The sequence below is a fragment of the Citreimonas salinaria genome (genome assembly GCF_900107235.1).
GTDB lineage: Bacteria > Pseudomonadota > Alphaproteobacteria > Rhodobacterales > Rhodobacteraceae > Citreimonas > Citreimonas salinaria.
This window is the reverse complement of the sequence record NZ_FNPF01000028.1, coordinates 1-23313: the sequence shown is the minus strand read 5'-3', so window position 1 is coordinate 23313 and position 23313 is coordinate 1. Positions and strand designations below refer to the sequence as shown.

The 23313-nt window shown below is 62.5% G+C and carries 24 protein-coding genes and 1 tRNA gene; 17 read left to right on the top strand and 8 right to left on the bottom strand.

Translation table 11 applies throughout. The features are described 5' to 3' along the window. The 4 genes from BLW27_RS19460 to BLW27_RS19445 all read right to left on the bottom strand — a co-directional run. Positions 1-530, bottom strand: a 530-nt coding sequence (locus tag BLW27_RS19460; RefSeq protein WP_143042378.1) for an IS5 family transposase, incomplete at its 3' end; no start/stop codon positions are given. A gap of 649 nt (positions 531-1179) precedes the next feature. Then, a tRNA-Ser gene (locus tag BLW27_RS19455) sits at positions 1180-1269 on the bottom strand. Positions 1270-1346: 77 nt separating this feature from the next. Beyond that, positions 1347-2966 carry a KpsE/RkpR family capsule polysaccharide export protein gene (locus BLW27_RS19450; RefSeq protein WP_089886251.1) on the bottom strand — a complete coding sequence of 540 codons (1620 nt, stop codon included), beginning with the start codon at positions 2964-2966 and terminating at the stop codon, positions 1347-1349. Further along, positions 2944-3603, bottom strand: a complete 660-nt coding sequence (locus tag BLW27_RS19445) for an ABC transporter ATP-binding protein (protein ID WP_089886249.1) — start codon at positions 3601-3603, stop codon at positions 2944-2946. Before BLW27_RS19445 ends, BLW27_RS19450 begins: the two co-directional genes overlap by 23 nt. A 190-nt stretch (positions 3604-3793) precedes the next feature. Between BLW27_RS19445 and BLW27_RS19440 the strand changes: the two genes are divergently transcribed. The 11 genes from BLW27_RS19440 to BLW27_RS19390 all read left to right on the top strand — a co-directional run bounded on the left by BLW27_RS19440 (position 3794) and on the right by BLW27_RS19390 (position 14995). Further along, complete coding sequence (locus tag BLW27_RS19440; RefSeq protein ID WP_089886247.1) at positions 3794-4375, top strand: uracil-DNA glycosylase family protein; 582 nt, start codon at positions 3794-3796, stop codon at positions 4373-4375. After that, positions 4372-5160, top strand: coding sequence for an SseB family protein (locus BLW27_RS19435; RefSeq protein WP_089886245.1), 789 nt, complete (start codon positions 4372-4374; stop codon positions 5158-5160). The genes BLW27_RS19440 and BLW27_RS19435 overlap by 4 nt, the downstream gene beginning before the upstream one ends. A 116-nt stretch (positions 5161-5276) precedes the next feature. Beyond that, positions 5277-5867, top strand: a complete 591-nt coding sequence (locus BLW27_RS19430) for a VOC family protein (RefSeq protein WP_089886253.1) — start codon at positions 5277-5279, stop codon at positions 5865-5867. A gap of 244 nt (positions 5868-6111) precedes the next feature. Beyond that, on the top strand, positions 6112-7707 hold the full coding sequence (glpD, locus tag BLW27_RS19425; RefSeq protein WP_089886243.1) for a glycerol-3-phosphate dehydrogenase: 1596 nt from the start codon (positions 6112-6114) through the stop codon (positions 7705-7707). 13 nt (positions 7708-7720) lie between these two features. Further along, entirely contained in the window at positions 7721-8809 is a 1089-nt protein-coding gene (locus tag BLW27_RS19420) for an ABC transporter ATP-binding protein (RefSeq protein WP_089886241.1), read from the top strand. Between the two features lie 12 nt (positions 8810-8821). After that, a complete protein-coding gene (locus BLW27_RS19415; RefSeq protein WP_089886239.1) occupies positions 8822-9913 on the top strand; it encodes an ABC transporter ATP-binding protein in 1092 nt (363 codons plus the stop codon). After that, the gene (locus BLW27_RS19410; protein ID WP_089886238.1) at positions 9913-10788 is read left to right on the top strand and encodes a carbohydrate ABC transporter permease; all 876 of its coding nucleotides are present in this window, start codon (positions 9913-9915) and stop codon (positions 10786-10788) included. Before BLW27_RS19415 ends, BLW27_RS19410 begins: the two co-directional genes overlap by 1 nt. Positions 10789-10791: 3 nt before the next feature. Beyond that, positions 10792-11664: a carbohydrate ABC transporter permease gene (locus tag BLW27_RS19405; RefSeq protein WP_089886236.1), complete on the top strand. Its 873-nt coding sequence runs from the start codon at positions 10792-10794 to the stop codon at positions 11662-11664. Positions 11665-11679: 15 nt separating this feature from the next. Next, the gene (locus BLW27_RS19400) at positions 11680-11952 is read left to right on the top strand and encodes a DUF2160 domain-containing protein (RefSeq protein WP_089886235.1); all 273 of its coding nucleotides are present in this window, start codon (positions 11680-11682) and stop codon (positions 11950-11952) included. Between the two features lie 67 nt (positions 11953-12019). After that, a complete protein-coding gene (locus BLW27_RS19395; protein ID WP_089886233.1) occupies positions 12020-13747 on the top strand; it encodes an ABC transporter substrate-binding protein in 1728 nt (575 codons plus the stop codon). Positions 13748-13849: 102 nt separating this feature from the next. Beyond that, positions 13850-14995 (top strand): iron-containing alcohol dehydrogenase, encoded by a 1146-nt coding sequence (locus BLW27_RS19390; protein WP_177178008.1) that lies wholly within the window; start codon positions 13850-13852, stop codon positions 14993-14995. Between the two features lie 291 nt (positions 14996-15286). Here BLW27_RS19390 and BLW27_RS19385 read toward each other — a convergent pair whose 3' ends face one another. Then, the gene (locus tag BLW27_RS19385) at positions 15287-15529 is read right to left on the bottom strand and encodes a hypothetical protein (protein WP_089886229.1); all 243 of its coding nucleotides are present in this window, start codon (positions 15527-15529) and stop codon (positions 15287-15289) included. A gap of 123 nt (positions 15530-15652) precedes the next feature. Here BLW27_RS19385 and BLW27_RS19380 point away from each other — a divergent pair, with 123 nt between their 5' ends. From BLW27_RS19380 to BLW27_RS19365, 5 genes are all read left to right on the top strand, one after another. Beyond that, positions 15653-15913 carry a hypothetical protein gene (locus tag BLW27_RS19380; protein WP_089886227.1) on the top strand — a complete coding sequence of 87 codons (261 nt, stop codon included), beginning with the start codon at positions 15653-15655 and terminating at the stop codon, positions 15911-15913. Between the two features lie 433 nt (positions 15914-16346). Next, the gene (locus BLW27_RS21520) at positions 16347-16640 is read left to right on the top strand and encodes a hypothetical protein (protein WP_143042377.1); all 294 of its coding nucleotides are present in this window, start codon (positions 16347-16349) and stop codon (positions 16638-16640) included. A gap of 4 nt (positions 16641-16644) precedes the next feature. Beyond that, positions 16645-17145 carry a hypothetical protein gene (locus BLW27_RS19375; protein WP_143042376.1) on the top strand — a complete coding sequence of 167 codons (501 nt, stop codon included), beginning with the start codon at positions 16645-16647 and terminating at the stop codon, positions 17143-17145. Between the two features lie 27 nt (positions 17146-17172). Continuing rightward, complete coding sequence (locus tag BLW27_RS19370; protein WP_089886223.1) at positions 17173-17769, top strand: helix-turn-helix transcriptional regulator; 597 nt, start codon at positions 17173-17175, stop codon at positions 17767-17769. A 565-nt stretch (positions 17770-18334) separates the two neighbouring features. Further along, the gene (locus BLW27_RS19365; RefSeq protein ID WP_245710959.1) at positions 18335-19456 is read left to right on the top strand and encodes an FRG domain-containing protein; all 1122 of its coding nucleotides are present in this window, start codon (positions 18335-18337) and stop codon (positions 19454-19456) included. Positions 19457-19501: 45 nt separating this feature from the next. Here the strand turns inward: BLW27_RS19365 and BLW27_RS19360 are convergent, their stop codons facing one another. The 3 genes from BLW27_RS19360 to BLW27_RS19350 all read right to left on the bottom strand — a co-directional run bounded on the left by BLW27_RS19360 (position 19502) and on the right by BLW27_RS19350 (position 22024). After that, entirely contained in the window at positions 19502-20521 is a 1020-nt protein-coding gene (locus BLW27_RS19360; RefSeq protein ID WP_089886219.1) for a hypothetical protein, read from the bottom strand. Positions 20522-20660: 139 nt separating this feature from the next. Continuing rightward, positions 20661-21293, bottom strand: a complete 633-nt coding sequence (locus tag BLW27_RS19355; protein ID WP_089886217.1) for a recombinase family protein — start codon at positions 21291-21293, stop codon at positions 20661-20663. A gap of 158 nt (positions 21294-21451) precedes the next feature. After that, positions 21452-22024 carry an HNH endonuclease gene (locus tag BLW27_RS19350; RefSeq protein WP_177178005.1) on the bottom strand — a complete coding sequence of 191 codons (573 nt, stop codon included), beginning with the start codon at positions 22022-22024 and terminating at the stop codon, positions 21452-21454. A 555-nt stretch (positions 22025-22579) separates the two neighbouring features. Here BLW27_RS19350 and BLW27_RS19345 point away from each other — a divergent pair. Next, positions 22580-23305 (top strand): hypothetical protein, encoded by a 726-nt coding sequence (locus tag BLW27_RS19345; RefSeq protein ID WP_143042375.1) that lies wholly within the window; start codon positions 22580-22582, stop codon positions 23303-23305. Positions 23306-23313 lie beyond the last annotated feature (8 nt).

Genomic DNA, 23313 nt, shown 5'->3' with positions numbered 1-23313 from the left:
GGCAGGATCGGACTGTCGCCGTCGCTGCTGGGGGTGAACTCGACTGCCCGGATGTCCGAAGTGGCGGTATCCATCGCCAGGTGGACCTTGCGCCACTGGCGGCGACCCTGCACGCCGTGCTTGCGGGTCTGCCATTCGCCATCGCCCAGGAACTTGATGCCGGTGCTGTCCACGAGGAGGTTCAGGGGACCGTCGGCACGGCGGTAAGGGAGCTGCACAACCAACGTCTTCTGTCTGCGGCACAGGGTGCTGAAGTCGGGGACGGACCAGTTCAACCCCGCCAGCCGCAGCAGGCTGGCCACCATGCCCGCGGTCTGCCGCAAGGGCAGCTTGAAAAGCACCTTGATCGAGAGGCAGAACTGGATCGCGGCATCGGAGAAGACGGGAGGGCGGCCGAGCCGACCTTCATGCGGCGCCAGCCAGGCCATTTCCTTGTCCACCCAGATCAGCATCGAGCCGCGCTTGCGCAACGCGGCGTTATGGCTGGACCAGTTCGTCGTGCGGTAGCGGGCGGGAGGAGGCTTGCTCATGCGACCCGTCTAACCGCATGGATTCGCGATGTGAATCGCCCGCAGTCAGAGTTACGCAACAACGCCGTGTGGCGAGGCATTGGATCGTGAGGATGTTTTCGAGGCTGCAATCGGCGAGTCTTTGGCAACCGACGCATACATCGCCATGACGGACGGCGGAGAACCGCCAGTCACAACCTGTCCCGAATGCCATCGTGAAAGCTGGGTGAACGGAGAAGGTTGCGTCCTCTGCCCGGGCGCTGACCTGACATGTTCAATGTGCGGAGAAGAGTTCAATCCAGACGACTTCAACTATGACGCCGGCATTTGTTCATACTGCGCATGGCGCATGGAAAAGGTCATGCGGGAGTAGCCCATACGTGTTCTTCACTGTCGCCACCCGGCAAAGTTCGATTTCTGTTCCACGCGGCAAATGCCCCTGAAATCGAAGTGTTTAGCGGGACACCTGACAAAACGTTGTTTTATCAGGTGCTTGTAAAAACTTCACCGAAATGACGCAGGCAACAGGTCCAGAGAATATCGACCCTGAGAGACCGCTTCCGGGCCTCTTGGCGACCAGGCCAGTGCTCAGCCTCTCCCGCATAACCCTCGAAAACAACGCAAAAATCCGGCCGCAGCCGGGTCGAGAGAACGCTTTCGCGAGGGCAAGTGGCGGAGAGGAAGGGATTCGAACCCTCGAGACGGTTTCCCGCCTACACACTTTCCAGGCGTGCGCCTTCGACCACTCGGCCACCTCTCCGTCGACGCGTTTAGCAAGGCATCCGATGGCGCTGCAAGCGGTTTTCTGTCGGCAGGCGAGGCGGCGCGGTCAAGGTCTCAGCTTGTTACCTGTTCGCGCAGGATCGAGGCGGTCAGCGAGATCATCAGATAGATGCCGCCGAAAATGAGGAATGCGAGAACCGTGTTCTCGAACTTGCGCGGGTAGCTTGGATCCTCGGAGGGTACCGGTTCCACCGACGTCGTAAGGTAGCGCGCTTGGCTGTCGGCGTCTCGGCGCGCCTGTTCGAGGCGTTCGAGCGCGGTCTGCAGCATCAGGTCGCGGGTTGCCAGGTCGGCCTCGGCCAGCTTGATCTGTACCGCCTTCTCCGCCAGCGAGTCGCCGCCCGTGGTTGCGGTGGTCATTTCTGCGTTGAGTTCGGCCAGCAGCGTTTCCAAGCGGCGAATGTCGCCTTCGGCCCCTTGGACGCGGGATTCGTTCGGTCGGCGATTGTCCAACAGAGCCTGCAGTTGGAGTTGCTTTTCCTGCAGCTGGATCTCGATGTTGTTGATCTGGCTGCGCAGTGCGGCAATTCGGCCCTCGGGGTCGATCACGGCCCCGTCCTGCTGCATGCGCACAAGCCTCTCCTGCGCCTCGCGCCGCGCATCCTGTGCTTCGACCAGCCCGTCTTCGGCATCCCGCACGGCGTTCGAACGTTTGCGCAGCGACAGATTGTCGACGCGCTCCTCGGCATAGCTCAGCAGGGCGTTGCTGAATTCGGCCGCGACCGCGGGATCCGCGGCGACGATCTCCATGCGGATCACGCCTTCGGTCGGATCAAAGCCGATTTCGATGTTGCGCTTGTAGAGCGCGTAGGCCTCTTCGTTTGACGGGGCGTCCTGCAGACGCTGGATCGGATCGATCCAGTCCTGCGTGAAGTGCGACTTGAACCCGACATCGCGGTCCAGCCGCAGCATCGCGTCCTTCGACATCAGGTAACTCTGGACCGCGATCGCGTCCTGATTGGTGGCGAACTGGGTGCCCGACAGGAGCGAGCCCATGCCCCCGCCGCCGGCAGTTTCGGCTTTCAGGATCAGGAACTCGGACTTCGTGGAATACATCGGGGTCGCCACGGCGTAGAAATAGATTCCGGCGATCAATGTCGGCAGCAGCACGAGAAACGAAAGCCGGGCCAGAAGCAGACCCAGGCGGCGCCGGCGGCGGCGGGCGAGATCGTTCTGGATCTGGACGATTTCGGCGGCGCGGCGCTCGGACGGACTCGGTGTTCGGGTGGATGGTACCGAGTCGGGCGGGCGGGTCTGGGGCAGGCGGACAGCGGGGGCGGAGTCTTCTTCTGGCGCGGAGTCCTTCGGATCGCGGACCACGAGCTCGAGCATGTTGGACCGCTGGAAAGGGTCGATGCCGCGGGCCTTCAGTTGGTGCACGGCATCGACGTCCGATCGGGCTTCGATCCCGTGGCGCGAGGCGACCCTGCGCGCCATGCGCAACTGCCGGCCGGTCAGCGCCTCGGTGCCAGCCAAGTCTTCGCTGGCACCGACGGTATGAGAGGGCGCCTCTCCGGAGGCGGACGCCGGGGCGGACTTCGCCGCGCCAGTGGCCACCGGGCCGTCGCTGCCCTGTTTTTCCGATGCCCCCTCGGCGTTGTTCCGGAGCGGGTCGGGCGCGCCGGTCCCCGGCCGCCGGATGCGGAATTTCCTAGCCTTGGGTTTCGTAGTCATACAGCTCTTTCGCTTCCTCCAAGGTGTCGAACATGTGCAGCCGTCCGTCCATCAGGACCGCCGCCTTCCGCGCGAATTTCTCGAGCACTTCGGGTTGATGCGAGACGATGACGATCGTCGTGGTGCGCAGCCGCTCGGCCAAGATCTCGCCGGCCTTGCGGTTGAATTCGACGTCGGTCGAGTTGGGCATCCCCTCGTCGATCAGGTACATGTCGAAGTCCAGCGCCAGCATCAGCGAAAAGGTAAAGCGCGCCTTCATGCCGGTCGAATAGGTGCCCAGCGGCTGGTCGAAATACTCCTCGAGCCCGCAAAGCCAGCGGCAGAACGATTCCACGTAGTCCGGGTCCAGCCCGTAAAGCCGGGCGATGTAGCGCGCGTTCTCGCGCGCCGAGATCTTCGAGATGACGCCCCCCATGTAGCCAAGCGGAAAAGACACGTTGCACAGGCGGCGAATCTCGCCCTCGTCGGGCTTCTCGAGCCCGGCCATCATGCGGATCACGGTGGACTTGCCGGTGCCGTTGGGGGCCAGGATGCCCAGCGACTGTCCCAGCTCGACGCGGAACGACACGCGGTCGAGGATGACCTTGCGCTGTGTCCCGGTCCAGAACGACTTGCTGACCATGTCGAATTCCAGCATCGCGCCGCCTGTCGCTGCCACCTGCCCGCATTCTTGCAGTCATCGTAGTCTAGGCGCGGATTCTGACCACATTATGGCCCGGTGGAGAAACAAAATCCTGCCGCCGCTAGGGTCTTAAGCTGCGCGCGATGCGCGCCGCCGTAGCGCGCGCCCCGTGCAATTCGCAGAGGGCGGTCCTACATCCTGCGCCATGGACCTGCTGTTAGAAGACATCCGCGCCTGCCGCCTGTGCGCCGACAGGTTCGCCGCGACCGAAACCGGCCACGCGCCGCGTCCTGTGATCCGCGCGCGGCCAACGGCGCGGATGCTGATCGCGGGGCAGGCGCCGGGGATGCGCGTGCACCATTCGGGGCGGCCCTTCACCGACCCGTCGGGCGACCGCCTTCGCGACTGGCTGGGCCTGGACGAGGCCATGTTCTACGACGAGGACCGCATCGCCATCGTGCCCATGGCGTTCTGCTTTCCGGGATACCGCAAGGGCTCGGACCTGCCGCCGCCGCCGATTTGCGCGTCCACCTGGCGGACCCAAGTCGTCGCGTCGTTGCCGAACCTGCAGCTCACGATTCCGGTGGGATCCTACGCGCAGCGGTGGCATCTGGGCAAAACGGGCAATATGACCGAAACGGTGGCGAACTGGGAAAAGTACCTTCCCGATACGATCCCGCTGCCGCATCCATCATGGCGCAACACCGCGTGGCTGAAACGCAACCCTTGGTTTGCCGACCAGCTGCTGCCGGCGCTGCGCGACCGGGTCCAGGAGGCTCTTGCATGACCGAAACTCCGCTCGACGCCGCGCATGCCGCGATGGAGGCCGCGCCCGACGACGATTCCGCGCGCCTGCGCTTCTACGAGCGGCTGGCCGACAGCGAGTTGGTGCTGATGCTTTCCGCCGAACCCGTGGGCCGCGACATCAACCCCGAGATATTCGAGATCGGCGACGCTCGCTTCGTGCTGGCCTTCGACCTCGAGGAGCGCCTGTCTGGCTTCGCCGGCCGCGCGGTGCCCTACGCGGCGTTGTCTGGCCGAGGCCTCGCGGGAATGCTGGCGGGGCAGGGCATCGGCCTCGCGCTTAACATCGAGGTGGCGCCCTCGGCCATCCTTCTGCCGCCCGAGGCGCTGGCCTGGCTGCGCGAAACGCTGGACCACGGGCCGGCCGAGGCCGAGGCAACCCCGCGCGAGATCTCGGCGCCACGCGGCCTGCCCGACACGTTGTTGTCGGCGCTGGACACCAAGCTTTCCACGGCGGCAGGACTGGCGCGCAAGGCGTACCTGGCCGCGGTTATCTACGACGATGGCTCGCGCGGCCACTTGCTGGCCTTCTCGGGCACGCAGCCCGGTGCCGAGGGCGCGCTGGCTCGCGCCATGAATGAGGCGCTGGTCTTCTCGGGGCTCGAAGCGGGCGCGCTGGACGTGGCCTTCCTGCCCGACAATTCTCCGCTGCTGGCCGAACTCGCGCGCCACGCGCTGCGCTTCGACCTGCCGGAGACCGAGCGCCCCGGTCGCATCGAGCCCATCGCGCCCGGCAGCGATCCGGACCGTCCGCCCAAGCTGCGTTAGGGCGGCGCTGGACCTCGGACACGAACCCTGTGCGCGGATGCAGGAATGACCGACGGGCGCTGCCGGCCTACATTTGCTCCACACGAAAGGGAGCATTCACCATGGCCGCCGACACCATGCGCAAGATCCAGACCCAAGGCGTTCACCACATCACGCTGATGGGCGCCGACCGCCAGACCTCGATCGATTTCTGGGAGGGCGTGCTGGGCATGCCGTTCATCTTCGACCAGCCGAACCTGGACGACCCGTCGCAGGGACATCTCTACTTCGATCCCGGCGACGGCCGGCTGATCACGATCTTCACCAACGAAGAGCGCAAGCCCGACGCGTCCCGCACCTCGAGCGAAACCGGCGCGGTGCACCACATCGCCTTCAACGTCAGCCAAGCCAGCTTTTGGCAGGTGGCCAAGCGGCTGGACGCGCGCGGGATCAGGCATTCCGGTCCGAAGGATCGCGGCTTCATGGATTCGATCTACTTTCAGGACCCGCTTGGGCTGACGATCGAACTGGCTTCTTACCGGTTTGAGCCGCCCGAGGGATGCCGACACGCCGACGTGATGATCGAGGCGCATCGCATCCGGGTCGAGCGTGGCGACTACAACATCGACCGGGAACACCTCGCCGACGCGATCGAGCTTCTGGTCTCGCGCTCGCAGCAGAGCCTGTCCACCGACCGCAATCCAAAAGACCCTTACGGCCGAGGCTGATGCCCCTTGGCGCGATGTTCGTTTTCGTTCGGATTCGCGCTTCAACGCTGCGCGTGAGCGACGGCGGCCCTTGGTGGGCGCCGCGTCTGCCCGGCCCACGCTGCTCCAAGCGCTGAGACTTTTCGCGAAACTGCATTGAATTTCAGGAGATTGACCGAAAGCGAAAATATTCGAAAGAAAAATGTTTGCGAAATGACGCTGGTTTGGGCACAGTCGGTCATGCGACAGCGTGGGGAGGACGCGAGTGGCCAGCCAGGACAACCAACCCAGCGATCTTTTCGTCATCGGCGGCGGCATCAACGGGTGCGGGATCGCGCGGGATGCGGTAGGCCGCGGGCTGTCGGTGCGGCTGGCCGAGATGGGGGATCTGGCCTCGGCGACGTCCTCGGCCTCGACCAAGCTGTTCCATGGCGGGCTTCGCTACCTCGAGTTCTTCGAATTCCGTTTGGTCCGCGAAAGCCTGATCGAGCGCGAGACCCTGCTGCGCGCCATGCCGCACATCGCTTGGCCCATGCGCTTCGTGCTGCCCTATCACCGCGACATGCGGTTCGAATCCACAACGCCGACCTCGAAGCTGCTGACCCTGTTCATGCCGTGGATGAAGGGGCGCCGCCCGGCCTGGCTGATCCGGCTAGGGCTGTTCCTGTACGACAACCTCGGCGGACGGAAGATACTGCCGGGAACCACGACCGTCTCGCTGAAGGGTACGCCCGAGGGCGCGCCGCTGGACGACCGCTTCGAGAAGGCGTTCGAGTATTCCGATTGCTGGGTCGAGGATTCGCGGCTGGTCGTGCTCAACGCCCGCGACGCCGAGGCGCGGGGTGCGGCGATCATGACCCGCACCAAGGTGCTGTCGGCCGCGCGCGAGGGCGATCTGTGGCGGATCGAGACCGAGGACACGCAGACCGGTCATCGCGCCATGTATTTCGCGCGCATGCTGGTCAACGCGGGCGGGCCTTGGGTCGGCGACATCATCCAGACCCGGATGCGCGTCAACTCGACCGAGGGCGTGCGCCTGGTGCGCGGCAGCCACATCGTGACCAAGCGGCTTTATGACCATGACAAGTGCTATTTCTTTCAGGGCACCGACGGCCGGATCATCTTCGCCATTCCCTACGAGGAGGATTTCACCCTGATCGGTACGACGGATGCCGAGCATGAAGATCCGTCGCAAAAGCCCGTGGCGACCGAGGCCGAGCAGGACTACCTGCTTGATTTCGCGAACGGATACTTCAAGCACAAGCTGGGCCGCCACGACATCGTCTGGACCTATTCCGGGGTCCGGCCGCTTTACGACGACAGCAGCAGCAGCGCGACGCAGGCGACGCGCGACTACACGCTGAAGGTGGATGCGTCCGGCGGCGCGCCAGTGCTGAACGTGTTCGGCGGCAAGATCACCACCTACCGGCGGCTCGCGGAATCGGCGCTCGAGAAAATCGGCGCGCATCTGGACGTGCCTGGGCCTTGGACCGCCGGCGTACCGCTGCCGGGTGGGGATTTCCCGGTCGACGGGGTGCAGGCCCAGATCGACGGGCTCAAGGCGCATTACCCGTTCCTTACCGATTTCTGGGCTCGCCGGCTGGTGCGCGCCTACGGCACACAGGCCGCCGACATGCTGGGCGAGGCATCTTCGGCTGCCGATCTGGGCCGCGATTTCGGCGCTACCCTGACCGAGACGGAAGTCGTCTGGCTCATGCGCCACGAATACGCCCTCCGCGCCGAGGACATCGTCTGGCGCCGCAACAAGCTGGGCCTGCGCATGACCGAGAGGCAGATCGACGCGCTCGACGAATGGATGAAGAATCAGGCCGGCGACCGCGCCGCCCGCGCCGCGGAATGAGGAGACCGGAACGATGACGCTTGAGCTGAGAAACGTGTCGAAGGTCGTCGAGGGGCAGACGCACATCCATCCCACGAACCTGACGCTGGAAAAGGGTACGATGAACGTGCTTCTGGGGCCGACCCTGGCGGGCAAGACGTCGCTGATGCGGCTGATGGCCGGTCTGGACGCCCCAGCGACGGGCAAAATTGTCTGGAATGGCGAGGACGTGACGGGCGTGCGCGTTCAGGACCGGAAGGTGGCGATGGTCTACCAGCAGTTCATCAACTACCCGTCGATGAGCGTCTACGACAACATTGCTTCGCCGATGAAGCTGCTGGGCATCGACAAGGCCGAGATCGACCGCCGGGTGCGCGAAACTGCCGAGATGATGAAGCTGACGCCGATGCTCGACCGCAAGCCGCTGGAACTGTCAGGCGGCCAGCAGCAGCGTTGCGCATTGGCCCGTGCGCTTGTGAAGAACGCCGGCCTCGTGCTGCTGGACGAGCCGCTGGCGAACCTCGACTACAAGCTGCGCGAGGAGATGCGCGTCGAGATCCCGCGCATCTTCGAGGAATCCGGCAGCATCTTCGTCTATGCGACCACCGAACCCGAAGAGGCGCTGCTGCTGGGCGGCAACACCGCCACGCTGTGGGAAGGCCGCGTGACGCAGTTCGGGCCCACGCCCACGGTCTACCGCCAGCCCGTGGATGCCACGACCGCGCGGGTGTTCAGCGATCCGCCGATGAACTTCCTGCCGGTGTCCAAGACCGGCGTGAAGCTGATGTACGGCGACGGGCAGAGCGCGCCGGCGGCGGGCAAGCTGGCCGATCTGCCGGACGGGCGCTACACCGCCGGGTTCCGCCCGAACCACGTCGAGATCGATCGTCACGCCGCCGACGCGATGGCGTTCGACGCGACGCTTGTGGTGACCGAACTGACGGGGTCCGAGACCTTCGTGCATCTCGACCACGCGGGCGAACGCTGGGTCGGGTTGATCCACGGCATCCGCCACCTGACGCCGGGGGACGCCCTGCGCGTCTATCTCGACCCGCGTCACGTCTACATTTTCGACCGCGACGGCGCGCTGGTGGCACCGGCCGCCTACGCGCTTGCTGCCTGAGGGGGAGGGGTCATGGCCAAGATCACGCTGGACAACCTCGCGCACAGCTACCTGCCGAACCCGCAGGGCGAGGACGACTACGCGCTCAAGGAGCTGAACCACGACTGGGCCGACGGGCAGGCCTATGCGCTGCTGGGGTCCTCGGGATGTGGGAAGTCCACGCTGCTCAACATCATCTCGGGGCTGCTGCATCCCAGCCAGGGGCGCATCCTGTTCGACGACAAGGACGTAACCCACGCCCCCACGGCCGAGCGCAACATCGCGCAGGTGTTCCAGTTCCCGGTCGTCTACGACACCATGACCGTGCACGACAACCTGGCCTTCCCGCTGCGTAATCGCGGCCGTGACGAATCCTATGTTGCCGAGCGCGTGCAGGAGATCGCGCGCATGATCGGCATGGAGGACATGCTGAAGCGCAAGGCACGGGGGCTTGGTGCCGACGCCAAGCAGAAGATCAGCCTGGGCCGCGGAATGGTGCGCAAGGACGTCAACGCACTGCTGTTCGACGAGCCGCTGACAGTGATCGACCCGCACATGAAGTGGGAACTGCGGACCCAGCTGAAGAAGCTGCACCACGATTTCGGCCACACGATGATCTACGTCACCCACGACCAGACCGAGGCGCTGACATTCGCCGACAAGGTCGTGGTGATGTATGACGGCCGCGTCGTGCAGATCGGCACCCCGGACGAGCTGTTCGAGCGCCCGGCGCACACCTTCGTCGGCTACTTCATCGGCTCGCCGGGCATGAACCTGCTGGCGGCGAAGGTCGAGGGGGACCGCGCCTATGTCGACGGCAAGGAGATCCCCTTGGGTGGCTCCTATGACACGCCGCGCGGCAAGGTCGAGATCGGCGTGCGGCCCGAATTCGTGCACCTGACCGCGGGCGAGGGCCTGCCGGTCAGGATCCGCCGGGTCGAGGATGTGGGTCGGCACAAGATCGTGCGCGCCGATTTCTTCGGCACCGAAATCAACATCATCGCGGACGAGGGCGACGCGATCGGCGCAGACATGACGAGGGTGCGCTTCGATCCGGGCCACGTGAACGTATATGCCGACGACTGGCGCGTCGCACCGCGCACCCGGCAAGAGGAGGCCGCGTGATGCAGACCAAGACCGTAAACCAGAAGGCGTGGTTCCTTGTGCTGCCGGTGCTGGTGCTGGTGGCGTTCTCGGCCGTGATCCCGCTGATGACGGTGGTGAACTACTCGATCCAGGACACGTTCGGGGGCGAGTTCTTCTCGCTCGAGGACAAGCTGATGTGGTTCCGCGAAATGCTGGAATCGCAACGCATGTGGGACGCGCTGGGCCGGCAGCTGATGTTCTCGGGGATCATCCTCGCGATCGAGGTGCCGCTGGGCGTCTTCGTGGCGCTCAACATGCCGAAAAGCGGGTTCTGGGCCAGTTTCTGCCTGGTGATGATGTCGCTGCCGCTGCTGATCCCGTGGAACGTGGTGGGCACGATCTGGCAGATCTTCGGCCGCGTCGATATCGGCCTTCTGGGCAACACGCTGGACGCGCTGGGGATCGACTACAACTACACGCAGGACACGTTCGACGCCTGGGTCACGATCATCGTCATGGACGTCTGGCACTGGACGTCGCTGGTGGCGCTGCTGGCGTATGCCGGACTCAAGTCCATCCCCGACGCCTACTACCAGGCCGCCGAGATCGACCAGGCGAGCCGCTGGAAGGTGTTCCGCTACATCGAGCTGCCCAAGATGATGGGCGTGCTGATGATCGCGATCCTGCTGCGCTTCATGGACAGCTTCATGATCTATACCGAACCGTTCGTCGTCACCGGCGGTGGGCCCGGCAACGCCACCACGCTGCTGTCCATCGACCTGGTCAAGATGGCGCTGGGACAGTTCGACCTGGGCCCTGCGGCGGCGTTCTCGATCATGTACTTCCTGGTGATCCTCGCGATCAGCTGGGTGTTCTACACGGTGATGACCAATCTCGACAAGCGGGGGATGTGACCGATGAGCGACGCGACGACGACCACGCCCCGCATTCCCGAGGACCTGACCGCGGGCGGCACCCGCCGGCGCGTCAAGGTGCGCGGCTCGGTGGTGGTGATGACGCTGTACCTGCTGTTCCTGATGCTGCCGATTTACTGGCTGCTGAACATGAGCCTGAAGACGAACACCGAGATCCTGAACAGCTTCACTCTGTGGCCCTCGGATCTGACGCTTGCCAACTACCGGACGATCCTGACCGATCCGTCCTGGTACATGGGCTACGTGAACTCGATCATCTACGTGACGATGAACACGGTGATCAGCCTGGCGGTGGCGCTGCCGGCGGCTTACGCGTTCAGCCGCTATAGCTTCCTCGGTGACAAGCACCTGTTCTTCTGGCTGCTGACCAACCGGATGGCGCCTCCGGCCGTGTTCGCGCTGCCATTCTTCCAGCTGTATTCCAGCGTCGGCCTGTTCGACACGCACATCGCGGTCGCACTGGCGCACACGCTGTTCAACGTGCCGCTGGCGGTCTGGATCCTCGAGGGTTTCATGCGCGGCGTCCCGAAAGAGATCGACGAGACGGCGTATATCGACGGCTACAGTTTCGGAAAGTTCTTCGTGAAGATCTTCATGCCGCTGATCGCGAGCGGCATCGGCGTGGCCGCGTTCTTCTGCTTCATGTTCAGCTGGGTGGAACTGCTGCTGTCGCGCACGCTGACAAGCGTCGACGCAAAACCGATCGCCGCGATCATGACCCGGACACAAGGAGCCAGCGGCATCGACTGGGGCGTGCTGGCAGCGGCCGGTATCCTGACCATCCTGCCGGGCGCCTTGGTGATCTACTTCGTGCGCAACTACATCGCCAAGGGCTTCGCCCTGGGCCGCGTGTAAGGGAGGGACAGAGACATGGAATGGATGGCATGGACCTGGCCGACCGCGATCTTCTTCGTCGTCATCGCTTCGCTGCTGGTCGTCTTCACGATCCTCGGGATCAAGTTCCCCGAGACGCCCCGAAAGGGCGTCCTGCAGATCGAGACGACGCGCGGCGACCGGCTTTTCATCACGCTTCTGGGCTCGGCCTTCATCAACCTGGCCTGGCTTGGACTGGTGGGGGGGCACCAGCCGTGGGCGCTGGCCGTCTGCCTGGTCTACGCCGCGGCGGTCTTCCGCTGGGTGTGAGAGACGCGTGAGGCCACGCCTCGCGCGCAATACCGAAATGAACGGTTCGATAATAAGGGAGGAACCTATGAACCTGAGTTTGAAATCCACCACGGCCCTGGCGCTTGCGCTGGGCCTCGCATCCGGACCGGCCTTCGCCGGGATGGAAGAGGCGCGCCAGTTCCTCGACGAGGAAATCGGCGACATGTCGGCCCTGACCCGCGAGGAGCAGGAAGCCGAGATGCAGTGGTTCGTCGACGCGGCCGAGGCCTTCCAGGGCATGGACATCAACGTCGTGTCGGAAACGATCACCACGCATGAATACGAAAGTCAGGTTCTTGCCCCGGCCTTCACGGCGATCACGGGCATCAACGTCACGCACGACCTGATCGGCGAAGGCGACGTCGTCGAGAAGCTGCAGACGCAGATGCAGTCGGGCGAGAACATCTACGACGCCTATGTCAACGACAGCGACCTGATCGGCACGCACTGGCGTTACCAGCAGGCGCGCAACCTGACCGACTGGATGGATGGCGAAGGCGCCGACGTCACAAGCCCGACGCTGGATCTCGATGACTTCATCGGCACCCAGTTCACCACCGCGCCGGACGGCAAGCTGTACCAGCTTCCCGACCAGCAGTTCGCGAACCTCTACTGGTTCCGCTACGACTGGTTCAACGACGCCAAGAACCAGGAAGATTTCCGCAACGAGTACGGCTATGACCTTGGCGTTCCGGTCAACTGGTCGGCCTACGAGGACATCGCCGAGTTCTTCACCGGGCGCGACCTGTCGCACATGGGCATCGACGCCGAAATCTATGGCAACATGGACTATGGCAAGAAGGACCCGTCGCTTGGCTGGCGCTACACCGACGCGTGGATGTCGATGGCCGGCATGGGGTCGAAGGGTGAACCCAACGGCCTTCCGGTCGACGAATGGGGCATCCGCGTCAACGAGGACAGCCAGCCCGTCGGTTCCTGTGTCGATCGTGGCGGTGCGACCAACGCGCCTGCGGCGGTCTATGCCGTGACCAAGGCAATCGAATGGCTGAACAAGTACTCGCCCCCGGCGGCCGCCGGCATGACCTTCTCCGAGGCCGGTCCGGTTCCGGCGCAGGGCAACGTCGCGCAGCAGATGTTCTGGTACACCGCCTTTACCGCGGACATGGTGGGCGAGGGCGCCGACGCAGTGCTGAACGAGGACGGCACGCCGAAATGGCGCATGGCACCCAGCCCGCATGGCGTCTACTGGGAGGACGGCATGAAGATCGGCTATCAGGACGTGGGTTCCTGGACGCTGATGAAATCGACGCCGGTCGACCGCGCCAAGGCCGCTTGGCTCTACGCGCAGTTCGTCACGTCCAAGACCGTGGACACGAAGAAAAGCCACGTGGGCCTGACCTTCATCCGCGACAGCTCGATCAACCACGAGAGCTTCACCGAGCGGGCGCCCAAGCTGGGCGGTCTGGTGGAATTCTACCGTTCGCCGGCGCGCACCGCGTGGTCGCCCACCGGCACCAACGTGCCGGACTATCCCAAGCTGGCACAGCTCTGGTGGCAGAACATCGGCGACGCGATGTCGGGCGCCAAGACCCCGCAAGAGGCGCTGGACGCGTTGTGCGCGGACCAGGAACAGGTGATGGCGCGTATCGAGCGGGCCGGCATCCAGGGGGACATCGGGCCCAAGCTCAACGAAGAGCGTGACCCCGAGTACTGGCTCTCGCAGGAAGGTTCGCCCAAGGCGAAGCTGGAGAACGAGGAGGAAGAGCCCAAGACCATCTCGTATGACGAGCTGATCAAGTCCTGGCAGAACTGAGGCTGGCGGCGGGTCCGCAGACCCGCCCCGTCTGGACGCCCCGCGCGGCAACGCGCGGGGCGTCTTCCTTACTAGGGCCTTCCACGTTAGAGGACCGCCATGATCACTCCCTTCGACCTGACATTGCCCCGTGACGTCCGGTTCGGGCGCGGCTGCGCCGATGATGCTGCCGCCGCGGCCGCCGCGCTGGGACGACGCGTTCTGTTGGTGCGGGGGCGCTCTGCCTCGTTCGCGGATCGTCTCGTCGCCATGATCGAGGCCGAAGGCTGCGTCGTCACGGTCCTGCACGGGGCGGGAGAGCCGACGCTGCCCCAAGTCGAGGCCGGCCGGATCGCGGCGCGCGACGCCGGAGCGGACTGCGTCGTCGCTGTCGGTGGCGGGTCAGTGATCGACCTTGGGAAGGCGGTTGCCGGTCTCGCGCCGCAGCCGGGCGACGTGCTGGACTACCTCGAAGGCGTCGGTGCAGGCCGTTCCCTCGAGCGCGACCTGCTGCCGCTCATCGCGCTGCCCACCACCGCCGGCACCGGCGCCGAGGCGACGCGCAACGCTGTCATCGGCGTGCCGGATGCCGGCCTGAAGGTCTCGCTGCGCGACCCACGCCTGCTGCCGGCGCACGCCTTCGTCGACCCGGCGCTGACCGACGCCTGTCCTCCCGCGGTGACGCTGGCCTCGGGCCTCGACGCTGTGGTGCAGGTGATTGAGCCTTACCTTAGCGCGCGGGCCAACCCGTTCACCGACGCGCTGTGCCGTGACGCGATCCCGCGCGGTCTGGAGGCGCTGCGCCGTGTCGCGGCCGGCGACGACCCCGACGCACGCGACGCGATGGCCCTGACCTCGCTCCAAGGGGGGATCGCGCTGACGAATGCGGGGCTGGGGGCGGTTCACGGCTTGGCCGGTGTGATCGGCGGACGCACGGGCATGGCGCATGGTGCGATCTGCGGCCGCCTGCTCGTCCCCGTGCTGCGGGCCAATCGACACGCCTTGGCGCATGATGCATCGGCCATGACCCGTTTCGACCAGGTCTCGCGCTGGATCGGCGACACGTTCGGTCAGGCGGGGACCGATCAGCTCGACGGCCTTGCGCGCTGGATCGATGAAAATGCGCTGCCGTACCTCCCCGCCACCGGCGACGACGACCGCCGTTCCTGGGCGGACGCGGCAGCGCGTGCTTCCTCGATGAAGGCAAACCCGGTGAAGCTCTCACCTGACATCTTAGCCGATGTCATCGCTCAATCGAGCGACCAATGAGCGCCCGTGAGAAGCACGGAATGCGAGTAAAGCGAGCTTCGTCGGCGTTGAGCTGAAAGTACGGAAGTGCAGCGGCACGAGCGTCCGCAGCACATGCGGTCGTCGCTATGCAGGATGGTCCGGCCGCGAATCTGTAGCGGAAACGGGGTCTGCTTTCCCTTCGGGCTGTCCGAAGTGCGGCACGTTTTTGGCAACCAGATCGACCTATCGCTTCGTCGCCGATCGTGTGCGGCTGGACCTCGCGACTGGTCCGCGCAGTTCCGTCCGGCGTCCGTTCTTTCGTGCCGCGTCTCAGGTGCGCGGTTTGCCCAGGTCCTGGCGTTCGGCCTCGTCTGTCGCGTGGTCGCGGACGCGCGAGGCGGCATCCTCGGCCTCTTCGCGAGCCGCTGAGGCTGAATTGTGATCGCCTGGCGCTGTCCGGCCGGCAGCTTCGCGCTTCTCTTCGGCGACGTTCAGCGCTTCGTCCCCCGCGGCGCGGACGAGGGAATCCGCCTTCTGGCTTTCCTCACGGAAGATCCGCTCGGCTTCCTCCATGAAAGCATCGCTGTACTCGCGTCTAGATAGCGGTTTTCCCTGCGCGAGAGTGAAAGACCTTCGGCAAGGGCTGCACCGACCGCAAGCGCGATGGCGCCTGCCAGAAGCGGCTGATCCTCGTAGATGTCCAAGGCCTTGTCGAAGCCGCGGCGGGCGATCGGGGAAGCGGCGTCTCGCGCTTTGAAGGCCGGCGACGCGCTCGGATCGCTCGGTCGGGGCGGGCTTGCGCAGCAGCGCTTGCGCCACATCTCCGTAGGCTTCCTGACCGGCGCGGTGTGCGTCATCGACCTTTTTTCCCTATTGCTGCTCCTGATGGCGCGCCTTGCGGGGGGCATCGTCGGTCATGTCGGGTGTCCTTTCGGATATCGCGGTGTGCGCACGTGAGACCCCACCCGGCGGCGGCGTCGTCTCTGGCAAACGTGCCGCGCGGTGCTCACTCCGTTCCCATGCAAGGCGAAGCCCATCATCGGCAGACCGGGGCGCCCCTACCTGGCCCTCGATTTCCGGAGCGTGCCGCCATACCACGACCGATGGTGCGTTCCTTGGAATTGTCCTGAGCACTTGCTGGGATTGGCAAAGCAATCCGCGCCTTGCCGGACCTCGCAACACGGGGCTCATCGCACAGTAGCGACCAGCGGCGGACTGGCAGGACGCGTATAAACTTTTAGGTTATGGACGTACTTCAAGGGCTGAAAACGCCCCTCTAACCCGGTGACGGATTGGCCGGGCGCCGCCGGGCGTGCTTTGGACCGGTTGTCGCTGTCCCGCGGCTGCCCGCTGCTTCCGTCGTATTTCCCGACGCGGAGTTGTCCCCATCGTGCCGGTTCTGCTGCCGGCGCCTGTCTCCCTTGGCGGGGGCAGCGGGCCGAAGTCCACTCACCTGGAGGCCCATATGGTCAAAGCTTGCAGCAGATCGCCCCGCACGTTAACCGAGACGACAAGGCGCGTGCTCGCGGTCACGCGCACGACGACGATCACGATGACCGTGGTGGTGATGAAGACCCAAACGAAGACGCTGAAGATCATGACGAAGAGCAGCCGTGCCAGGGAAGAACACGACTCGCTCGATAGATGCACGATTCAGACGGGGGTGGTCTCGATTGCTTGCTGACAGGATGAACCGCCGCACGTTCTTCGTCTCCACTGTGGCTTTTCTGGCTGCAGGACCTGCGCTGGCACAGAACGATGCGGGAACGGAGGCGATTCTTAGACAGTTGCGAGCCCAAGGCTACAGCGACATCGATATCTCGCGCACATGGCTGGGCCGAGTGAGGATTCTCGCCAAGAGCCCGGACACAACGCGCGAGATCGTCTACAACCCATCGACCGGCGCACTGATGCGCGATCATGCCTACGAGTCCGTCAACGCGGTCGGACCGGATCCGGCCCCGCGGATTATCGATCGACGCGAGCGCCAGAGGGCGGAAGGCGGCCGGGGCCGCGAAGGCGCGGGGCGTGCTCACGACGATTCTGGCGGCGCGGGCCACGGCAATCCCGGCAGCGGCGCCAGCGGCGGCGGCCGGGGCAATGCCGGTGGCGGAAGCGGGAAGGGCCGCGATGAAAAAGGCCAGGGCGGAGGCCGGAGCAACGGTAACGGTCGCGGCGGCAATGACTGATCGCGGCGACACAACACGCTTTCCCGCGTGAAGTTCACTCGAAGCTCCCTCGTCGCGGTTTTGCTGGCGGTGCAGTTCCTATGCGCGGTCTTCGTGTTCTACGACCTGACAGTCAGCTCACTGGGCTTGCGCAGCCAGCCCATCGCCTGGGCGCTGTACGAGGCGATCGAGGTAGCATCTGCATTGGGCTTGGCACTTGGCGCAGTGCTGTCGGCGTGGGTTCTTCATGCGTCAATGCGCGCGCGCAACCTAGCCGAGGACCGGCTGCGGCTAGCGAAGGGAGCCTTCTTCGAAGTCATCCAAGAGCAATTCACGGCATGGGGTCTGACGCCGGCAGAGCGCGACGTCGCCATGATGGCAGTCAAGGGCTTTTCGACCGCAGAGATTGCGCGCATCCGCGGCACATCGGAAGGCACAACCAAAGCACAGACTGCCGCTGTTTATCGCAAGGCCGGCGTGAAGAGCCGTTCCCAGCTGCTGGGTCTCTTCGTCGAGGACCTGCTGGAAGACGGCCTTGAGGGCACCTGGAAGAATGACGCGCCGGCCGGAAACGATGGCTCGGTGCCCGGCGATGAAACTCCGAGCAGCGTCAGCTTTTCGACCACCGCGCTTCGACGTCGATAATATACGACGGGATCTCAAGATCACCCGCCACATGAACATGGCCGCGAACGCGAAGCTTCAGCGCCGCGCGATGGATACCTTTCACCGACCGCTTGGAGGCGAACTTCGTTTCGGCTGAGAAGAAGGCGGGAGCGAACCGCGCAAGCAGTGCAGGGCGAGGATGCGGCAGCGCAACCTAGCTAAGCGGGCGCACGACCCTCGGAAAACGGATGGATAATAGCGTTGAAGAGTCAATGCCGTCTTCGAAACGCTGGGCAAAGGGCTGCGTGCCGGAGCAAGCGCTTTCAATCAATTGGAGGCGAGTACCGGACTGCCCCGAAATTCTCCAGTTCTAAGCTAAGCGATTGAAAATTAGTATTAAAATATTTAGGGGTGCTTGCTTGTAGTGCCGGGCGTAGTGTCAGGGATGATGTCAAAGGTGGGCCGAGGCAACCATACCAGGAACAGTATTCTATGATGAGTAGCACTAGTTGAGGTTTCTTCGCCAAAGAACGGGCATCTCGGTTGAAGTGCCAAGTGTACGATGGTTCCATACTTAAGCATCAGTAAGGGCATTGGCAGAAGCATGGGAACAGGTCTAGCGGCGCAATGGATTGGCTTCTTCGCCGGAACTAACAACGGCTTGGCGATGCTGGACCTCGACGAGGTGGGCGATCACCTCATTGGCGGGGCCTATGCATACGAGGATGCGCCAAATAGTTTGCATTCGTATGCGCCTATCAAGATCAAGAATGACTCCGACGGGTTTAAGGCTACCGTACCAGTATACCCGATTGACCCCCGCCGCCCGAAGCTGGTCAATGCTGCTGACATTCCAGCCGGGGCGTTTAGTAACGAGGTCACTATTGAAGCGCAAAGAGACGGCGAAACTCTTAACGTTTCTTGGGAGTCCGACCTTGGCACCAAGGGAAGAGCCGAGCTTATTAGAAGCCAAGCAACTAAGCCTTCCCAAATCGAACCAGCCCGAGACGTTTTTGACTGGGCGTCTTTTCAATCGGCAGTCGAGGAATGCTTGACGCAGCCGCGTCGGTTCGTCTTCCGGGGGCAGTCTGCGCCTTGGCGACTTCGGACTGCTTTTCATCGCACCGCAAGGAAAGACTTGGCACGGTATTGGCACGAAGACATTCCCCGAGTACGCGGTGCCGTAGTCGGAAAAACAGGTCATCGCTTTAGGTTCGAAGAGCCTGAAGATATGGGTGCATTTATGCATCTTCTGCAGCACCACGGATATCCGACACCGCTACTGGATTGGACTTATTCGCCATTTGTCGCGGCTTTTTTTGCCTATTCATCTGCGCGTCCGGAGGTTGAAGCTGTCGAACCAGTTCGAATTTTCATGTTCGACGCGCTTGAATGGCAAAAGGACTTTAACCAAATCCATAGCGTTACGTATTGCCGTCCTCACTTTTCCCTAATCGAACCTTTGGCCTTGGGAAACGAGCGAGCTATACCGCAGCAATCTCTCGCGTCGGTTACGAATTTGGACGATGTAGAGACGTATATTCGCTTCAACGAGCAAAGGCAGCAGAAGAATTACCTTCGGGTTTTTGATCTGCCCGCTAAAAGCCGACACGAAATGCTGGCTCGGCTTTCCTTGATGGGCATCTCGCCAGGATCGATGTTTCCCGGCCTTGAGGGCGTCTGTCGTGAGTTCCGAGAACGGAACTTTGGGCCACGACCGTGGTAGGATCAGCTATAGATCTTTGGCGACGCGACGTTGAATTCCGCGGCATCAACACTCGAAAAGCTCGTACAGCTCCGCCCTAAGTTTATCGTCACACAGCCCCAGTGGATCCCGAAGCGCCACCATGTAATCTACCTGCTCGCGTGAGTGGGAGGGTAGGCATCGGATTTTCTCCAATTCGTTCTTGGTAAAGTGCTTCGCTAGATGGGCGTATGGATCGACTGCTCTTTGTTTCGCGCTTTGTAGTATGATACCTAAGGATATTATTTTCCCAGCTGATGTGATCGCTTGCTTGCAGCGTGCGATTTCACGGAAACCTACCGTATGGATCACGCCAGTCGCGCTGCCATACCCTTCGAATAGTTCTGATGCCATTCGATGGTACTTGCCCACAATCTCCAGCACGTTAAGCTTATCGCTTCTTTCGATGAAGCGTTTAGCATCCGCATTCCAAGCATCCTTAAGTGCTAGAAGCTTTACCCTATCAAATGTCAGGCCGCTTTCTACCTTGATATCGTCGCCATATGAAACTGTGCCGACCGGGGACACTTCTAGAAGCATCTGATGCCCATAGCAGTTTCGTAGTTTCTGTACGAACGCCATCAGTTCAGTGTCGGGAAAAGCGCGGCTGAACACCCGGTCATACCCTTCTTTGTCGACTTCACCGAAGTTTAGGAATCTTCGGTAAGCCTGAACAAGGGCCGACGCAGCAAAAACGTACTTAAAAGACTCGTGTGTGGCTTTCCAAGCTATTTCCTCGGACAGTTCAAAGCCGTCATACATTAGTCCCGCGTGGTAGTGTCCGTACAGCTCCACCAAGGACGCTCTTGCCTGGACAAGGATTTTAAATGCCGTCTCGATCTGTGTGGTTGCCTCGTAGACCGCAAAGAAGGGGTGGTGGTTCTCCAGCCATTCGTTTCCTTTTCCCGACCATCCAAACCTTTTGAGTAGTTCCATCGGAAGATGCTCGCCTGCTTCCCATAATGCCTTGCAATCTTGAAGCAGCAGGTTTTCGGCCTCTTTCTTCTGCTCGTTGAAGGCATTGAGCAATGAGGCGAACGTTTCCATTTTCTCGAACGGATTCTGGTTTTTTGGCAATATTCCATACCTTTCTTTGATGGTCGTAAGGATACTCTAAAAATATCTCGCTTCTACCATGGCGGTACTTTGGGCCATATCCCTCGCCAAGATTTATCGGCGGGACGCGCTATAGCCCCCATTTTTGTAAGGCGGCTTCCGCAACAGACGGGTCCTTCCTTATTCGAAGCACAGTTTGCCTTTTGAGGCCGGTCATCTTGGCGACGGCTGATGCACCTAAGCCATTACCCAACAGTCGCACAACGTCTCCCAACGTCGCTCTGTCATAACTTGGTTTCTTGCCCCGGTACTTCGTGGTATTCATTTTTGCAGCGGCTATGCCAGCCTTCTGCGCTTCCTTCGTGGCTTCCGCCTGGGCCTGTGCCGTCGCAGCCATGAAGGCGATCAGCGCGTCTCTCACGGCCTCCTGCATGGGGTCCTGTGGCGTCCCGTCGAAGGTCATGTTGTTGATGACCGTGCGGATGGTTACGCCCCTACGGATGAACTCCCTGATCGTGTCCGTTACGTCCGCGTAGTTCCGGCCCAAACGGTCCACCCAACGGACAACCAGAGTGTCGCCCTTCCGTAGCTTGTCAAACAGCCGCTTGGCCTCTGGGCGATCCCGTAGGGCCGTGGAGACGCCTGAGACGCCATGATCCGATAGCACCTCGTCTATCTCGAACCCTGCTGCCCTCGCCTGGGAAACCTGGTGACTGAGCGTCTGGTCGGCGGTGCTGACGCGAGCGTAAAAAATTGTAGTCATGGGATGCCCTCGAACTGTCCGTAAAGGTTCTGTTCGAAGAAAGGCATGTCCGTAGATCGAAAGCAACCCTTACGGACGCATCCTTATGAACACCCCGCCCTGTCCGTACGGGTATACCCTAGAGTAACACGATGCGCTAAGTCCGTTACGAACGGCGATCAATGCTGTAAGTTCGTTCGTTCAGCTAGAAGCTTAGCCAATTCCTCAACAGGCATCAGGTTGTTTTTGTGAATGATGCGGTGGCAGTTGGCGCAAAGAGCCGCCAGATCGGAAATCTTGGTCTTGCTGCCGTCCTTCAGCTGCGCGACAGGGACCTTGTGGTGTGCCTCAATGTATCCCGCGCCTAACTCGCCATAGATTTCTGAGAACCTCATACCGCAAGCCTCGCAAGAGGCATCCGGCCGCTCGGCCTTGAAGGCTTCAATCAGTTTTCTGGATCGCTCACGGCGAAGGTGAATGCGGAGGTTCGCTCGGCCCTCTTCTGCCTCGATGAAGGCTTCGGCGCCGTCCTGCACACTGTCCGGCTCGGAAGGGTTGAGAAGGTCAGTGCGTAACCTCCACACGCCTTTGCGAGCGTCGATCCCGTGAACGCTCTGGAAAAGGTCTGCTCGGTGCTTGAAGCCTCTGGCTTCGCGACAGGCATCCTGGATAGTCCGCCTTACAGCTGCGTCAGGCTTCTCAGGAAGCGGTGGCGGCGCGATCTCGCAGACGCGCCTGACGATCTGGTTCAAGTGAGCCTCTCCACCCAAGGATGAGAGAGCCTCTACGACATGTCCAAGCGAAATCGGCATTCTAGTTCCTCGTACTTCCTCTTTCGGCACTCTGAACCAAGACCGACCTCTGGCACTAGCAAAAGCTCCGCTACTGGTTGTCCACTGGGTGGGGGCGAGTGCCACCGGGGGCGGTGGGGGTTCCGTCTACGGCTTCGGCATAAAATCCGGCTAAATGGCAGTAAACATACAGAAGCCCCGTAGAGGCCCTATGAGGGGCCGTAGAGTCGCGCTTAAGCTGTGGGCTACACCTCTGGCGCCTGACGTACGACCGCATTCAGTGACCACTTCCGCAGCCTCCACGGGCATCACTGGTCGATGGGCAGTCGTAGTACGCCGGGCGTGATGGCTTCCGTTTAGTTCGGCAGTTGAGGCCACAACTAAGGCACTAGTTAAGGTAACAAAAACAATAACTTGAGAATCGGTTTCGACCTAGTTAGATAGGTGGTCCTCCTTCCTCCTCCCAAAAGGTCTCGACCGTGTTCAAGCCTTGCCAAACCTCGGTTGCTGCCCGTCATGTCTGACGTCGAAGCGTCCTTTCCCCTGTTTTGCACCGTCGAAGGGCATGAACCGTACCTCGACCGCCTGGAGACCGCCGGTAGGGAATTCCTCGCCACGATGCAGGATCGCCAGCACTCCAGCCCGGTCCCCGTGTCGAAGAACGCAACCATCCCGGATCGCCTCGACCACAAGCACCGGCAAGCCGTGAGAATTATCCTGCACTCGCTTGCCTACATCGCCTCTTGGCCGATCATCGCGCAGGGCGGCGGCACGACCCGTCGGCAGGACTACGTGGCAATTCCTCTTGCCAAGGATGCGTTCTCGCCCTCGGGGCCTTACCCGCACCTTAGCTATTCCGCTTTTCGCCGGGTCTTCGAGGCAATCAAGACCGTCGAAGTGGATGGCGTCCCGTGGATTGAAGTCAGGAATGGCTTCTACGACAAGGCTTCCGGGCGTAGCGGACGAACGCGCATCCGCGCCAATCGTCCCCTTCTCGACTGGATGACCGTTCATGGCTTGGTTTTCCCGTGGCACCCTACCGGACCGAAGAAGAGGAAGCAGAAGCCCCGTCCTATCGTCGGAGTTCGCTTGGATGACGATGAAGATACCGTTGTGCCGGTCGACCGTGATCTGCACGTGGAAGAAGAAACTATCTGGTCTTGCCCCCGTTTCGCCGGACACTCAGGCAGTTGCGGTTTGAGCTGCGATGAAGTCGCGTGGCGAGCGCATCTTCAGCCCTGAGTGCGGGT

Coding starts and splice junctions, on each gene's coding strand:
- BLW27_RS19450 (WP_089886251.1), bottom strand. CDS start 2,966: ATGACTACGAAACCCAAGGCTAGGAAATTCCGCATCCGGCGGCCGGGG.
- BLW27_RS19445 (WP_089886249.1), bottom strand. CDS start 3,603: ATGCTGGAATTCGACATGGTCAGCAAGTCGTTCTGGACCGGGACACAG.
- BLW27_RS19440 (WP_089886247.1), top strand. CDS start 3,794: ATGGACCTGCTGTTAGAAGACATCCGCGCCTGCCGCCTGTGCGCCGAC.
- BLW27_RS19435 (WP_089886245.1), top strand. CDS start 4,372: ATGACCGAAACTCCGCTCGACGCCGCGCATGCCGCGATGGAGGCCGCG.
- BLW27_RS19430 (WP_089886253.1), top strand. CDS start 5,277: ATGCGCAAGATCCAGACCCAAGGCGTTCACCACATCACGCTGATGGGC.
- BLW27_RS19420 (WP_089886241.1), top strand. CDS start 7,721: ATGACGCTTGAGCTGAGAAACGTGTCGAAGGTCGTCGAGGGGCAGACG.
- BLW27_RS19415 (WP_089886239.1), top strand. CDS start 8,822: ATGGCCAAGATCACGCTGGACAACCTCGCGCACAGCTACCTGCCGAAC.
- BLW27_RS19410 (WP_089886238.1), top strand. CDS start 9,913: ATGCAGACCAAGACCGTAAACCAGAAGGCGTGGTTCCTTGTGCTGCCG.
- BLW27_RS19405 (WP_089886236.1), top strand. CDS start 10,792: ATGAGCGACGCGACGACGACCACGCCCCGCATTCCCGAGGACCTGACC.
- BLW27_RS19400 (WP_089886235.1), top strand. CDS start 11,680: ATGGAATGGATGGCATGGACCTGGCCGACCGCGATCTTCTTCGTCGTC.
- BLW27_RS19395 (WP_089886233.1), top strand. CDS start 12,020: ATGAACCTGAGTTTGAAATCCACCACGGCCCTGGCGCTTGCGCTGGGC.
- BLW27_RS19385 (WP_089886229.1), bottom strand. CDS start 15,529: ATGGAGGAAGCCGAGCGGATCTTCCGTGAGGAAAGCCAGAAGGCGGAT.
- BLW27_RS19380 (WP_089886227.1), top strand. CDS start 15,653: ATGTCCAAGGCCTTGTCGAAGCCGCGGCGGGCGATCGGGGAAGCGGCG.
- BLW27_RS19375 (WP_143042376.1), top strand. CDS start 16,645: ATGAACCGCCGCACGTTCTTCGTCTCCACTGTGGCTTTTCTGGCTGCA.
- BLW27_RS19365 (WP_245710959.1), top strand. CDS start 18,335: ATGGGAACAGGTCTAGCGGCGCAATGGATTGGCTTCTTCGCCGGAACT.
- BLW27_RS19360 (WP_089886219.1), bottom strand. CDS start 20,521: ATGGAAACGTTCGCCTCATTGCTCAATGCCTTCAACGAGCAGAAGAAA.
- BLW27_RS19355 (WP_089886217.1), bottom strand. CDS start 21,293: ATGACTACAATTTTTTACGCTCGCGTCAGCACCGCCGACCAGACGCTC.
- BLW27_RS19345 (WP_143042375.1), top strand. CDS start 22,580: ATGTCTGACGTCGAAGCGTCCTTTCCCCTGTTTTGCACCGTCGAAGGG.